This is a genomic window from Massilia sp. METH4 (genome assembly GCF_037094685.1).
Classification (GTDB): domain Bacteria; phylum Pseudomonadota; class Gammaproteobacteria; order Burkholderiales; family Burkholderiaceae_D; genus Rugamonas.
In genome coordinates this window covers 3863874-3877181 of the sequence record NZ_CP146614.1, presented here as the reverse complement: position 1 = coordinate 3877181, position 13308 = coordinate 3863874, and the positions used below count along the sequence as shown (strand labels likewise).

Annotated in this window: 10 protein-coding genes; 4 read left to right on the top strand and 6 right to left on the bottom strand. The window is 65.1% G+C overall.

All coding sequences use genetic code 11. The features are described 5' to 3' along the window. Position 1 precedes the first annotated feature (1 nt). Together lolA and V6Z91_RS17065 are read right to left on the bottom strand one after the other, a co-directional pair. Entirely contained in the window at positions 2–637 is a 636-nt protein-coding gene (gene lolA / locus V6Z91_RS17070) for an outer membrane lipoprotein chaperone LolA (RefSeq protein ID WP_338758888.1), read from the bottom strand. Positions 638–651: 14 nt separating this feature from the next. After that, the gene (locus tag V6Z91_RS17065) at positions 652–3078 is read right to left on the bottom strand and encodes a DNA translocase FtsK 4TM domain-containing protein (RefSeq protein ID WP_338758887.1); all 2427 of its coding nucleotides are present in this window, start codon (positions 3076–3078) and stop codon (positions 652–654) included. A gap of 210 nt (positions 3079–3288) precedes the next feature. On the opposite strand from V6Z91_RS17065, the gene trxB reads away from it, so the two are divergent. The 3 genes from trxB (at position 3289) to V6Z91_RS17050 (ending at position 5699) form a co-directional block, all read left to right on the top strand. Further along, positions 3289–4239: a thioredoxin-disulfide reductase gene (gene trxB / locus V6Z91_RS17060; protein WP_338758886.1), complete on the top strand. Its 951-nt coding sequence runs from the start codon at positions 3289–3291 to the stop codon at positions 4237–4239. A gap of 7 nt (positions 4240–4246) precedes the next feature. Then, the gene (locus tag V6Z91_RS17055) at positions 4247–4957 is read left to right on the top strand and encodes a Smr/MutS family protein (protein ID WP_338758885.1); all 711 of its coding nucleotides are present in this window, start codon (positions 4247–4249) and stop codon (positions 4955–4957) included. A gap of 115 nt (positions 4958–5072) precedes the next feature. After that, positions 5073–5699 (top strand): trimeric intracellular cation channel family protein, encoded by a 627-nt coding sequence (locus V6Z91_RS17050; protein WP_338758883.1) that lies wholly within the window; start codon positions 5073–5075, stop codon positions 5697–5699. Between the two features lie 107 nt (positions 5700–5806). Here V6Z91_RS17050 and V6Z91_RS17045 read toward each other — a convergent pair whose 3' ends face one another. Together V6Z91_RS17045 and V6Z91_RS17040 are read right to left on the bottom strand one after the other, a co-directional pair. Beyond that, positions 5807–6145, bottom strand: a complete 339-nt coding sequence (locus V6Z91_RS17045; protein WP_107141586.1) for a P-II family nitrogen regulator — start codon at positions 6143–6145, stop codon at positions 5807–5809. A 45-nt stretch (positions 6146–6190) separates the two neighbouring features. Beyond that, positions 6191–8242 carry an NAD(+) synthase gene (locus V6Z91_RS17040; protein ID WP_338771907.1) on the bottom strand — a complete coding sequence of 684 codons (2052 nt, stop codon included), beginning with the start codon at positions 8240–8242 and terminating at the stop codon, positions 6191–6193. A 179-nt stretch (positions 8243–8421) separates the two neighbouring features. Here V6Z91_RS17040 and V6Z91_RS17035 point away from each other — a divergent pair, with 179 nt between their 5' ends. After that, positions 8422–9564 (top strand): GNAT family N-acetyltransferase, encoded by a 1143-nt coding sequence (locus tag V6Z91_RS17035; protein WP_338758878.1) that lies wholly within the window; start codon positions 8422–8424, stop codon positions 9562–9564. A 61-nt stretch (positions 9565–9625) separates the two neighbouring features. Here the strand turns inward: V6Z91_RS17035 and V6Z91_RS17030 are convergent, their stop codons facing one another. Next, positions 9626–9931, bottom strand: a complete 306-nt coding sequence (locus tag V6Z91_RS17030; RefSeq protein WP_338758876.1) for a hypothetical protein — start codon at positions 9929–9931, stop codon at positions 9626–9628. A gap of 241 nt (positions 9932–10172) precedes the next feature. Next, positions 10173–13286: a TonB-dependent receptor gene (locus tag V6Z91_RS17025; RefSeq protein WP_338758875.1), complete on the bottom strand. Its 3114-nt coding sequence runs from the start codon at positions 13284–13286 to the stop codon at positions 10173–10175. Positions 13287–13308 lie beyond the last annotated feature (22 nt).

The window sequence follows — 13308 nt, the reverse complement described above, 5'->3', positions numbered from 1 at the left end:
CTTACTGTTTGACGACGTCCGCGCCCTTCGGCACGTCGAACTTGAACGCGGTCGCGCCCAGCGCCGGGTTCTTCTCGAACTTCTTGAATGCCAGCGTGGACACCTGGCCGAAGTTATCCTTCAGCTCCATTGCTTCGGGCTGGCCGTTCTTCAAGCCGATCGAGATCAGTTCGAAGCTCGTGTCCTTTGCCTTCGGCACGGCCTTCAGCCATTCCATGCCGTCGCGCGCACCCGCTTCGGACAGGGTGAAATTCTTTTCCAGGTCATTGGAACCGAACAGGATCGCGGCCGGCGAGGAGCCCAGCGCATCGCCCAGCTTCTTCACCGTCACCTGGTTCAGGTCCTTGTCGTAGATGTACAGCTGCTCGCCGTCGGCTTGCAGCACCTGTTCATACGGCTTCTGGTAAGTCCAGATGAACTTGCCCGGGCGGGCGAACACGAAGGTGCCCGTGGAGGGCGCGGACGTCTTCTTCGCGCCGTCGACGTTCTTCGTCATCGTCTGCGTGAATTCGCCGCGCGCGGACTTGGTGGAGGCCACGAAGGACTTGAACTGGTCCAGGGCTGCCGCGTGGGCGGCGCCCGCAAAGGAGGCCGCGAAGGTCAACGAAACCGATGCGGCCAGCATGAAACGCTTCATATTATTTATCCTATTTATTCCGCGGAGGCGGCGGGCACCAGGATGTCCCGGTTGCCGTTCGATTGCATGGCCGAGACCACGCCACTCTGTTCCATCTGTTCCAGCAGGCGCGCCGCGCGGTTGTAGCCGATGCGCAGGTGGCGCTGCACCAGCGAGATCGAGGCGCGGCGGTGCTTGAGCACCACCTGCACGGCCTGGTCGTACATCGGGTCGGCTTCGCCACCGCCCTCGCCCGCCATGGCCCCGTCGCCGCCGCCACCGCCCTCGCCTTCCAGCGTGCCGCCTTCGAGTATGCCATCCACGTAGTTCGGCTCGCCCTGTTCCTTCAGGTGCGCCACCACGCGGTGCACCTCGTCGTCGGACACGAAGGCGCCGTGCACGCGGATCGGCAGGCCCGTACCCGGCGGCATGTACAGCATGTCGCCCATGCCCAGCAGCGTCTCGGCGCCCATCTGGTCGAGAATCGTGCGGGAGTCGATCTTCGACGACACCTGGAACGCGATACGCGTGGGGATGTTCGCCTTGATCAGGCCCGTGATCACGTCGACGGATGGGCGCTGCGTGGCGAGAATCAAGTGCAGGCCGGCCGCGCGCGCCTTTTGCGCGATACGGGCGATCAGCTCTTCCACCTTCTTGCCGACCACCATCATCAGGTCGGCCAGTTCGTCGATGATGATGACGATCGTCGGCAGCTTTTCCAGCGGCTCCGGCGCATCCGGCGTGAGCGAGAACGGGTTCGGGATATGCTGTTCCTTCTTGGCCGCCTCCGCGATCTTCGCGTTGTAGCCAGCCAGGTTACGCACGCCAAGCTTCGACATCAGCTTGTAGCGCCGTTCCATCTCGTTCACCGCCCAGTTCAGCGCATGGCCGGCCTGGCGCATGTCCGTCACCACGGGCGCCAGCAGGTGCGGGATGCCTTCGTAGACCGACATTTCCAGCATCTTCGGGTCGATCAGGATCATGCGTACGTCGTGCGGGTCGGCCTTGTACAGCAGCGACAGGATCGTGGCGTTGATACCCACCGATTTACCGGAACCCGTGGTACCGGCGACCAGCAGGTGCGGCATCTTCGCCAGGTCGGCCACCACCGGCTTGCCGGCGATATCCTTGCCCAGCGCCACGGTCAGCGCCGATGCGCTGTCGTTGTACACCTTCGAGCCGAGGATCTCGGTCAGGCGCACGATCTGGCGCTTCGAGTTCGGCAGCTCCAGCGCCATGTAGTTCTTGCCGGGGATCGTTTCGACCACGCGGATGGAGGTGAGCGACAGCGAACGCGCCAGGTCGCGCGCCAGGTTGACGATCTGGCTGCCCTTCACGCCGGTGGCCGGCTCGATCTCGTAGCGCGTGACGACGGGGCCCGGATAGGCCGCGACGACCTTGGCTTCCACGCCGAAGTCCGACAACTTTTTCTCGATCAGGCGGCTGGTGAATTCGAGCGTTTCGATGGAGATCGTTTCCTGCGCCGGCGGCGGCTCGTCGAGCAGCGCCAGCGGCGGCAGGTCGGTATTGTCGATGTTCTGGAACAGCGTCGGCTTTTCGCGCGGCGGCAGGTCGGCCTCGGTGAACAGCGGCTGCTGCTTCTCCTTCGCGATCGGATCAACGCGCGGTTCGGCGCGCGGCTCGGCCTTCGGCACCACCACCATCTGCGGCTCCACCTTCAGCACCGGCTCCGCCACGGGGTGCTTCTCCACGTACTTCTCGCGCTCCTTCACCACCACTTCCTCGCGCTTCACGGTGGCGGCCTGGCCCTGGCGGCGGTCCTGGCGGTCCTCGTAGCGCAGGACCACCCACTCGATCGCCGTCTCGATGCCCGCGCCGATGCGCTCGGCCACCGTCATCCACGACACGTGGAAGAACAGCGAAAAGCCCATGCCGAACAGGAGCAGCAGCACCAGCGTGGCGCCCGTGAAGCCCAGGCCCACGTGCGCCGCATGGCCGATCAGCTGGCCCAGCACGCCGCCCGGCGCGCGCGGCAGGTCGACCGGCAGCGAGTACATGCGCAGGTATTCCAGGCCCATGCTGCCGGTCAGCAGCAACACGAAGCCGATCAGGCGGATCACGGGCTCGTGGCTGTGCTCTTCATCCTCTTCCTGCTCCAGCACGAACTTGTTGGTGAGCCGCCGGTAGCCGCGCCAGACGAAGCGCACGATGTACACGCAGAACCACCAGGCCGAGAAGCCGAAGATGTACAGCATCAGGTCGGACAGCCAGGCACCGCCGCGGCCGCCCAGGTTCTTCACGTCCGGCACCAGGCTGGCGTGCGACCAGCCGGGGTCGCCCTTGTGGTAGCTGGCCAGGATGATAAAGAAATACAGCGAGGCGACGACGAGCGCGAACCAGCGCGCCTCGGACAGCAGGCGTACGAGCCGGTTCGGCAACGGTTGTCGCTCGGTTGTCTTGCGCCGATAGGAATTGCTCGTCTGTTGCGTGGATTTGCTCATTGCTACAACTATGGTGAAGGGCGCGGGGTGTGTTGCGCCAAGGTAAGTATTTCTATTGCGCTTATTTTAAGCCATCCCGGCCTCTTCAGGCCTTCCAATTCAGAAAACCGGGGGTTCGCTTATAATCGCGGTTTGCTTGCCTGAACCACTTGTGCGCTTCGGCAACGCCTCCATATTCGGTTCATACCCCAATTTAGCAGGAAAGCTTCCATGACCACTACCAAACACGCCCGCGTCCTGATCCTTGGCTCCGGTCCGGCCGGCTACAGTGCCGCGGTGTATGCCGCGCGCGCCAACCTGAAGCCGATGCTGATCACCGGCGTCGAACAGGGTGGCCAGTTGATGACGACGACCGACGTGGAAAACTGGCCCGGCGATCCGCTGGGCGTGCAGGGTCCGGAACTGATGCAACGCCTGCTGCAGCACGCGGAACGCTTCAGCACGGAAATCGTGTTCGACCACATCCATACTGCCAAGCTGAGCGAGAAGCCGATCCGCCTGGTGGGCGACGCCGGAGAATACACGTGCGACGCGCTGATCATCGCCACCGGCGCCTCGGCCCAGTACCTGGGCCTGCCGTCGGAAGAAGCGTTCATGGGCCGCGGCGTTTCCGCCTGCGCCACGTGCGACGGCTTCTTCTACCGCGGCCAGGAAGTGGCCGTGATCGGCGGCGGCAACACGGCCGTCGAGGAAGCGCTGTACCTGGCCAATATCGCCAGCAAGGTCACGCTGATCCACCGCCGCGACAAGTTCCGCGCCGAGCCGATCCTGGTCGACCGCCTGATGGCCAAGGTTGCCGAGGGCAAGATCGAGCTGAAGCTGAACAACAACCTGCACGAAGTGACGGGCGACGACAGCGGCGTGACTGGCCTGACCCTGAAATCGAACGACGGCGAGATGTCGAAGATCACCGTGCACGGCCTGTTCGTGGCGATCGGCCACAAGCCGAACACCGGCATCTTCGAAGGCCAGCTGGAAATGCACAACGGCTACCTGAAGACGCGCTCCGGCACCGAAGGCATGGCCACGGCCACGTCGATCCCGGGCGTATTCGCCGCCGGCGACGTGCAGGACCACGTGTACCGCCAGGCGATCACCAGCGCCGGCACCGGCTGCATGGCCGCGCTGGATGCGCAGCGCTACCTGGAAGCGCAGGAGTAAAGGCAACATGGCAGGTGGCAGCCTGAAGGATTTCGCGGCACTGAAGGCCCTGGGGCAGCAGCTCAAGGGCAAGCACGAGGAGCGCGAGCGCGAGGAAGCGGCGCGCGCCAAGGCGGAGGCAGAGCGCATCGAGCGCGAAAAGCAGGCAGCGGCCGAGGCCACCATCTTCCGCTCGACGATGAAGGGCGTGCAAAAGATGCCGGAGTCGAACCGCTACGTACCGCAGGCGCCCAAGCCCGTCATCGCCCCGCCCCCTGCACCGAAGCGCAAGCTGACCGCCGCCGAACAGAAGGACGACGACGCGGCCGTGCTGCGCGAGTCGCTGTCCGACCTGTTCGGGGTCGAGCACTACATGGAAGAGGAGCCGACGCTGAACTACCTCGCCCCCGGCGTGGGCGGCGACGTGATGAAGCGCCTGCGCAAGGGTTACTGGCCCGTGCAGGACGAGCTGGACCTGCACGGCCTGCGCCGCGACGATGCACGCGAGGCCCTCGCCGGCTTCCTTCTTCGCGCCAACCAGCGCAACCAGCGCTGCGTGTGCGTGATCCACGGCCGCGGCTTCAGCTCGCGCGGCGGCGAGCCGGTGCTGAAATCGATGGTGCACAGCTGGCTGGTGCAGACCGAGGGCGTGATCGCCTTCTGCCAGGCGCATGCCGCCGAGGGTGGCGAGGGTGCGCTGATCGTGCTGCTGCGGGCGGCACTCCGACCCGAGCGCTGACTTTGCTCTAAAAATGGGGACGTACCCCATTTTCTGGGAAACATTTCCCGGAAAATGGGGTACGTCCCCATTTTTTTTCTGTTAACCTGTGGACACCATTACTTAACCCGCCCGCATGAAAATCGTCCCCCACGTTTCCCTCGTCACCATCATCGAAGTGATCGCCATCCTGGTCGGGGCGTTCTCGGGATTCGTGGAAGCGCGCCGCAAGCGCATGGACATCGTGGGGGTCATCATCGTGGCCTTCATCGCCGCGTTCGGCGGCGGCACCTTGCGCGACATCCTGCTGGATAAACGCCCGCTGTTCTGGGTGCAGCACCAGGAATACACGATCCTGCTGTTCGTGCTCGCGCTGGCCGTGGCGCCCTTCATGAAGCACCTGCGCCATATCGTTTCCGAGCGCCTGATCGTGGTGGCCGATGCGATGGGCCTGGGCCTGTTCGCGGTGGCCGGCGTGTCGCAGGCACTCGCGGCGCAGATGCCGGTCTTCATCGCGGCGATGATGGGCGTGATCACGGGAATCTTCGGCGGCGTGCTGCGCGATATCGTCTGCAACGAAGTACCGATGGTGTTCAGGGATGGCAAGCCCTACGCGATCTGCGCGTTCTTCGGGTGCTGGCTGTATATCCTGCTGCGGCAGGTGCAGGTGGGCGAGGATATTGCGCTGTGGTCGTCGGCGGCGACCATTACCGTGATGCGGCTGGTGACGTGGAAGTTCGATTTGCGGGTGGGGAGGCCGTAGCGTATGCCTCAGGGGAAAACCGGTGGCGTAGCAGGGGTTTCGCGGAGCATGCTCCGCGCCTGCGCAGCGGTGATGGCTTGCAAGCCATCACTCCTTACACCACCTAATTAAACCGCATCCGGCCCCGTCTCGCCCGTGCGAATCCGCACCACCTGCTCCACGTTCTGCACGAAGATCTTGCCATCGCCGATCTTGCCGGTGCGGGCGGCCTTGATGATGGCATCCACCACCTGCTCGGCCACGCCGTCGTCCACCACCACTTCCACCTTCACCTTCGGCAGGAAGTCCACCACGTATTCGGCGCCCCGATACAGCTCGGTGTGGCCCTTCTGGCGACCGAAGCCCTTCACTTCCGTGACGGTCAGGCCGGTGACGTTCACTTCGGCCAGCGCTTCGCGCACCTCGTCCAGCTTGAAGGGCTTGATAACGGCGGTAATCTGTTTCATGGCATTCTCCTTATAAAATTTGTAGGCCGGGGTTCGGCACGGTCTTCAGGCGTCCGGCACGGACTTCAAGTTTTCCAGCCACACCACCGATTCCGCATCGCTGGGGGCGCGCCAGTCGCCGCGCGGCGACAGCGAGCCGCCGGAGCCCACCTTCGGCGCGTTCGGCACGCAGGTGCGCTTGAACTGGCTCTGGAAGAAGCGGCGCAGGAAGATGGCCAGGTTCTGCTTGATGTCCTTGAGCGTGTACTGGTTGCGCACCACGTGCGCATCGTCCGGCCAGGCGCCGGCCGAGCGGTCCTTCCACGCGTGCAGCGCGAGGAAGGCCACCTTGGCCGGCGTGAAGCCGAAGCGCAGCGTGTAGTACAGGTTGAAGTCCTGCAGTTCATACGGCCCAATCACGCTCTGCGTGCTCTGCGCCGGCGCAGTGTCGTTTGCCTTGCCCGGCACGAGCTCGGGGCTGATCTCGGTGTTCACCACGTCGAGCAGCACCTGGGAATCGGCCTCGCCGAACTGGCGGCTCTCGGCCACCCAGCGCACCAAGTGCGAGATCAGCGTCTTGGGCACGCTGGCGTTCACGTTGTAGTGCGACATATGGTCGCCCACGCCGTACGTGCACCAGCCCAGCGCCAGCTCGGACAGGTCGCCCGTGCCGATCACGATGCCGTTGTGGTGGTTCGCCAGCCGGAACAGCTTGCTCGTGCGTTCGCCCGCCTGCACGTTCTCGAACGTGACGTCGTATTCTTCCTTGCCCTCCGAGTACGGATGGCCGATATCCTGGAGCATCTGGATGCAGCTGGGGCGGATGTCGATCTCGTGGGCGGTGCAGCCCACGAAGTCCATCAGCCTGCGCGCCTGCTCCAGCGTGCGCGTGCTGGTGGCGAAGCCGGGCATCGTGTAGGCGAGGATGTTCGTGCGGGGCAGTTCCAGCCGGTCCATCGCCTTCGCGCAGACGAGCAGCGCGTGCGTGGAATCCAGGCCGCCCGAGATCCCGATCACCACCTTCTTCATGCCGCTGGCGGAGAGCCGCTGCACCAGCGCCATCACCTGGATGTTGTAGACCTCCATGCAGCGCTTGTCGCGCACGGCCGGGTTGGCGGGTACGTACGGGTAGCGGGCCACGGTGCGCTGCAGCGGCAGCACGTCCTGCACCGGCAGTTCGACGGCGAATTTGACCACGCGGAAGGCTTCCACCTGCTGCGCATGGCGCCGCACGGAATCGCCCCACGTATTGGTGCGCATGCGGTCGCGCGACAGGCGCTCCAGGTCCACGTCGGCGAAGATCACGTGCGAATCGTCCTGGAAGCGCTCGGCCTCGGCCAGCATCTCGCCGTTTTCATAGATCAGCGCCTGGCCGTCCCACGACAGGTCGGTGGTCGACTCGCCCCGCCCCGCCGACGAATACAGGTAGGCGGCCATGCAGCGCCCGGACTGCTGGCCCACGAGCTGGTGGCGGTAATCGGACTTGCCCACCACGATGTTCGAGGCCGACAGGTTCACCAGCACCGTGGCGCCGGCCAGCGCCGCGTAGGAAGACGGCGGGATCGGCACCCACACGTCCTCGCAGATCTCGGCATGGAAGCGCAGCAGCGGCAGGTTGGCGGCCTGGAACAGCAGGTCGGCCCCGAACGGCACGCGCTGGCCCAGCAGTTCGATCTCGGTCGACACCGCGTCGTCCGCGGAGCTGAACTGCCGCACCTCGTAGAACTCGTTATAGTTGGGCAGGTAGATCTTCGGCACCACGCCGAGGATGCGGCCGCCGTACACCACCACCGCGCAATTGAACAGCCGGTGGTCGACGCGCAGCGGCATGCCGACGATCATCGCCACCGGAATGCGGATCGATGCCTCGACGATCTTGCCCAGCGCGACCTGCACCGAGTCGAGCAGCGCGCGCTGGTGAAACAGGTCGTCGCAGGTATAGGCCGACAGGCCCAGTTCCGGGAAGGCCGCCAGGACTGCGCCCTTGGCGGCCACCTGTTCGGCCAGCGCGACGGTCTGCTGGGCATTGTAGAGCGGGTCCGCCACGCGGCAGCGCGGCACGCCGACCGCGACCCGGACGAAATCATGGGTGTACAGATTGTGGAAGGATTGCGGCATGGGCTCGTTCTTCGCTTCGAATGCCGAAGATTTTAACATTGAGCCCCCGGCAATGCCGCAGCAGTGGCAAAACCTCTGTCGGCAGTTCAATACCGGGTCAGCTTCGGCGCAGCGCGCCCTCCGGTTCACGTGTGCGCGCCGCGCCGGCGCGGACCCCGGAAGTCCCGTACAATGGTCCGATGAGCTTTCGATCCGCCGTCCTCACCTCCCTGTCGCAGGCAGGGGATGCCGCCTGGACCGCGCTGCTGGCGAGCCAGGAGCCGGGCCGCGCCCCGAACCCTTTCCTGTCCTACGCCTTCCTGCACGCCTTGCACGAGTCGGGCAGCGCCAGCGCGAAAACCGGCTGGCAGCCGCAATTCCTCGCGCTGTGGGATGGCGACGAGCTCGCGGCCGCGATGCCGCTGTACGTCAAGTCGCATTCCTACGGCGAGTACGTGTTCGACTGGGCCTGGGCCGATGCCTACCACCGCAACGGCGTGGAGTACTACCCCAAGCTGCTGTCCGCCATCCCGTTCACGCCCGTGACCGGCGGCCGGCTGCTGGCGCGCGACGACGCGGCGCGCGCGGCCCTGGTGGCGCTGCTGTGCGAGCAGCAGGAAGCGTCGGGCGTATCGTCCACTCACGTGCTGTACCCGCCGCAGGCGCAGGCCGACACGCTGAAGGATGCCGGCTTCATGCTGCGCACCGGCGTGCAATTCCATTGGCTCAACGACGGCTATGAAGACTTCGAAGCCTTCCTCGCCTCGCTGGAGCACAAGAAGCGCAAGAACATTCGCGCCGAGCGGCGCAAGGTGCGCGAGGCCGGCGTGACGATGCGCCGCGTGCGCGGCGTGGACGCGCTCGAGGCCGACTGGCGCTTCTTCCACCGCTGCTACCGCAACACGTATTCCGAGCACTATTCGAAGCCGTACCTGAACCTGGACTTCTTCCAGCGCATCGGGGCAACCATGCCGGAGAACATCCTGCTGGTGATCGCCGAGCGCGGCGGCGAGCCGATCGCCTCCTCGCTGCTGATCCACACCGAAGACACGCTGTACGGCCGCTACTGGGGCGCGCTCGAACACGTGCCCTGCCTGCATTTCGAGACGGCGTACTACCAGCCGCTGGAATTTTGCATCGAGCAGCGCATCGGCACCTTCGAAGGCGGCGCCCAGGGCGAGCACAAGATGGCGCGCGGCTTCCTGCCCACCCGCACCTGGTCGGCCCACTGGCTCGCGCATCCGGCTTTTGCCGATGCCGTGGAGCGCTTCCTGGAACGGGAAAGCGGCGGCATCGATGCGTATATGGATGAGCTGAACGAACGCAACCCGTTCAAGGGGTGATGCCCAGGAATAGCGCCCGCTTGTGGTGAGAGGCGCACCGGGGCGGTGCCCGGGCAGCTTCTCAGCGCAAGGTAAGCCTGGGGTTCTCGGCGGGCGTGCCGTCGGCCTCGCGTTGTCGCGGCGGCGCTTCAGCCTCGGCCTGCCGGGTGCTCTCGCGAGCCGCGCCGGACGCTTCCACACGCCGTTCGCGCTCCTTCGGTTCCGCCTTCGCCTCCTTGTTGTCGCCTCTCGATTCCGCTACCGCAAGCACGAACATGGAGGGAGCGCCAGCGACGGCGAGACCGAGGGGATTGGCGGCTCCGGCAGTCGCGCACAAGCAGAGCAATGCCAACCCAAGCATCTTGCGTGACGTGGTGTGGAAAGCCATCGGTACCTCCTTGCACTTTGGATGCCGTTTGCGCTGCAAGAAGGGTGCCAGCACTTGGGGTGCTCGGGGCATTCCGCGGCGATGGCGCATCGGTGTCGGACATATTTTCCGGACGCTTCTTCCGGAAAATGTGTGCGACACCGGTTCTCGCGGAACCTGCCGTTACGGCTGCCTCATAGGAAAACCGGTGCCGGACACCCGAAGGGTGTCCGACACCAGCGCTTCGAAGCCGCGGCCTGGGTCAGAACTTGTACGTCGCCCCCACGAAATACCTGCGCCCCGACCACGCCAGCTCGTTGCGCCGCGACGTCGACCCCGAGTTCAGGTACTGCCCCTCGTCCGTCAGGTTCTTGCCCTCCGCCGAGATGGTGAGGTTGTCGGTCACGCGGTACTGGATCTTCGCATCCAGGTAACCCACCTTCTCGCCGTACACGGGCAGCTGGGCGTTCGCATCCACCGTGCCGGTGTAGTAGCCGTCCCGATAGTTGTAGGCCAGGCGCGCGTTCCACTTGCCCAGGTCGTACCACACGCCCACGTTGTAGCTGTTGCGGGACATGCCCGGGTACGGCAGCACCGTATTGTCCAGCGGGTTGAGGAGCTCGTTCCCGGCCGCGTACTCGTAGCTCATGCGCGTGTAGTTCGCGTCCAGGCCGAAACCGCTCAGCAAGCCGGGCAGCATGGTGAGCGCCGTGCGGCCGGCCAGTTCCCAGCCCTTCGTCGTCGCGCCGCGGCCGTTGATCGACGTCTTCACGTCCCAGCGCGTGCCGTCGCCGAACAGGTCCACGTTGGGCAGCACCACGTCGTTCTGGATGTACGTGCGGATATCCTTGCGGAAGAAGGCCAGCGACAGCTGGCTGTCGCGCGACGGATACCACTCCACGCTGACATCCTTGTTGGTGGCGCGGAACGGTTCCAGGTCCGGATTACCGACCGTGCAGTCGTCGGTACCGCCGTCGCCGCCATACAAGGCCTGGCCGCTGCCGGCGATGCAGCTGATGTTCGGCGTGAGCTTGTCGATGAACGGACGCGCCATCACCTTGCCCCAGCCGATGCGGGCCACCAGCTTGTCCGGCACCAGCCAGCCAGACAGGTTCACGCTTGGCAGCACATCGCTGTACTTGTTCTCGCGCGTGACGATCTGGTTGGCAAGGACCGCCTCCTCGCGGGTGCCGCTTCCGTTCAACGAATAGCTGCGATAAGACTGCAAGCCCGTGGCGCGCGTGCGCGTGCCGGCATAGCGCACGCCCACATTGCCGTCCCATTCGATGCCGAACAGTTCGTGCGAGAAGTCCGCTCGCACATAGAAGGCACGGATGCTTTCCTTGACCGCGAACTGCGGCGGCATCGGATAGCGCTGGCCGTCGCTGCCGAGCGATTCGCGCAGCAGGTCATGGTTGTAGCGCGACAGGTCGAAGTACTGGGCCGATTGCTGGAAGCTTGGCGCCATCCAGCCGGCCGGATAGCCGGACAGGCCGCCGTAGCCGTTCAGGAAGCTGCCTGGCGTGTTGGTGCGGATAGCATCGACCAGCGACGCCATCTGCCCCGCCGTCACGTAGCGCGTGGTGTTGTTGGCGGTAAGGTTATTGCCGGACACCGTTGCACCATTGTTGCGCAGCGTGCCGCTGGTATTGCGCGGATCGTGGATGATCTCGTGCAGCACTTCGGGATTGCGCACGTACACGTCGTCCGCCGTGCTGCCGGGATTGTTCGGCACGATGTACCCGGTCCAGCGGTACTGCTCCGAGGTCGCCCGGCGCCCCTGGCCGCCGAACTGGATCGACTTCAGGAACGGCAGGTCGGGCCGGTACTTGAAATCGAGCTTGACCTGGTCTTCCGTGTTGTCCGTGAACGAAGGCTGGTACTGCGAGCGGATGCGCGTGTAGATGCTGCTGTCGTTCGGATCGTAGCCGGCCGGGAAGGTGAATTTCGGCAGGCCCTGGTCGTCCAGCGTCACCTTCAGGCCGGGGATGTTGGCGCCCATCGAGATCAGGTTCGTGTGCAGCTCGTAGAACGAATCGGTCTTGGCCACCAGGCCCTCGGCCGACCAGCGGCTGTTCTTCCAGTTGAAGCCGGCGGAACGGTAGTTCGAATCGATCTTCAGCGCGAAGTCGCGCGCCGCCGTATCGAAGTTGTACGAAGCCCCCTGCCCCGGCACGTTGGTGCAGGTGCCGGCACTGAACTCCGTCATCACGTGGTTGACGAACCTCATGCCGGCCGGGGTGCTGCTGGCATCCGGATTGGCGCACGTCGCCGCTGGCGCAATCGGGGCGCCGTTCGCGCCATAGGTCGGCGCCACGCCACTGGTGGAGAACCGGTGCAGCGAGCCGAAGTCCGTCGTGTAGTTACGGTCGTTCAGCATCTGGTCCTGGTTGTTCTTGTTGTAGCGCGCCCAGACGTCCAGCCCGTTGTTGATCTTGTACTGCGCGGTCAGCTCGGCGCTCGAGCGCTTGTGGTCGCGCGTCCAGATGCCGTAGCGCGGCACGCCCGGCGAGTAGTCGAACCACTGGCTTTCGCACGCCGTCTTGTTCGCGCCGGTCAGCGCCGCGCAGCCAGCCTTGTCGTTCACCGCGGCGGCGGCGGGATTCAGGCTCGTATTGGTCTTCTCGGGCGAGAAATCCCAGTCGCGCAGGTAGCGCCAGTTGCTGTTGCGGACGTAATCGTTCTGCGTGTGGACCTTGTCGTACACCAGGTTCGCCATCACGCCCAGGCGGCCATCGAGGAACTTGTCGGCGAACAGCAGGCTGCCGCGCGGCTGCACGCCGCCGCGGTTGGTGCTGTGCTCCGCCTCGAGCTTGGTGACGATCGTGCGCGTCTTGAAGTCCAGCGGCAGGTTCGTCCTGATGCTCACGGTGCCGCCGATGCCGCCCTCGGTCTGGTCGGCGGTCACGCCCTTGAACACGTCGATCGACTTGATCAATTCGGCAGGCAGCTCGCGCAGTTCGGCGCCGCGGCCGGCCGTGCCGTTGGTGGACAGCACGGACAGGCCGTTGATCTCCACGCGGTTCAGGTTTGCTTCCACGCCGCGGATATTGACTTGCGAGCCCTCGCCGAAATCGCGCGACAGCTGCACGCCGGTGACGCGCGACAGCGCCTCGCCCACGTTCTTGTCGGGGAATTCGCCGATGTCCTCGGCGACGATGGAATCGACGACGGTGGAAGCGTTCTTCTTCCGGTCGATCGCCGAGGCCACCGAAGCCCGGGTTCCGGAAACGACAACGACATTCGACTGTGCGGCGGCTGCGGCTTCCTGCTGCGCGCTCGCTGTTTCGATGGCGAGAAGGGATATCGCGGTGGTGACGGCGGCAGCGCAAACCGTGGGACGGATGCGGTAACGCGTGGTGCGGTTCGATGGCATCTTTCTGGTCTCCGGATCTTAT

Excerpts from the sequence above, each read along its gene's own strand:
- V6Z91_RS17055 (WP_338758885.1), top strand. The coding sequence starts at position 4,247 with ATGGCAGGTGGCAGCCTGAAGGATTTCGCGGCACTGAAGGCCCTGGGG.
- trxB (WP_338758886.1), top strand. The coding sequence starts at position 3,289 with ATGACCACTACCAAACACGCCCGCGTCCTGATCCTTGGCTCCGGTCCG.
- V6Z91_RS17045 (WP_107141586.1), bottom strand. The coding sequence starts at position 6,145 with ATGAAACAGATTACCGCCGTTATCAAGCCCTTCAAGCTGGACGAGGTG.
- V6Z91_RS17065 (WP_338758887.1), bottom strand. The coding sequence starts at position 3,078 with ATGAGCAAATCCACGCAACAGACGAGCAATTCCTATCGGCGCAAGACA.
- V6Z91_RS17030 (WP_338758876.1), bottom strand. The coding sequence starts at position 9,931 with ATGGCTTTCCACACCACGTCACGCAAGATGCTTGGGTTGGCATTGCTC.
- V6Z91_RS17050 (WP_338758883.1), top strand. The coding sequence starts at position 5,073 with ATGAAAATCGTCCCCCACGTTTCCCTCGTCACCATCATCGAAGTGATC.
- V6Z91_RS17035 (WP_338758878.1), top strand. The coding sequence starts at position 8,422 with ATGAGCTTTCGATCCGCCGTCCTCACCTCCCTGTCGCAGGCAGGGGAT.
- V6Z91_RS17040 (WP_338771907.1), bottom strand. The coding sequence starts at position 8,242 with ATGCCGCAATCCTTCCACAATCTGTACACCCATGATTTCGTCCGGGTC.
- V6Z91_RS17025 (WP_338758875.1), bottom strand. The coding sequence starts at position 13,286 with ATGCCATCGAACCGCACCACGCGTTACCGCATCCGTCCCACGGTTTGC.
- lolA (WP_338758888.1), bottom strand. The coding sequence starts at position 637 with ATGAAGCGTTTCATGCTGGCCGCATCGGTTTCGTTGACCTTCGCGGCC.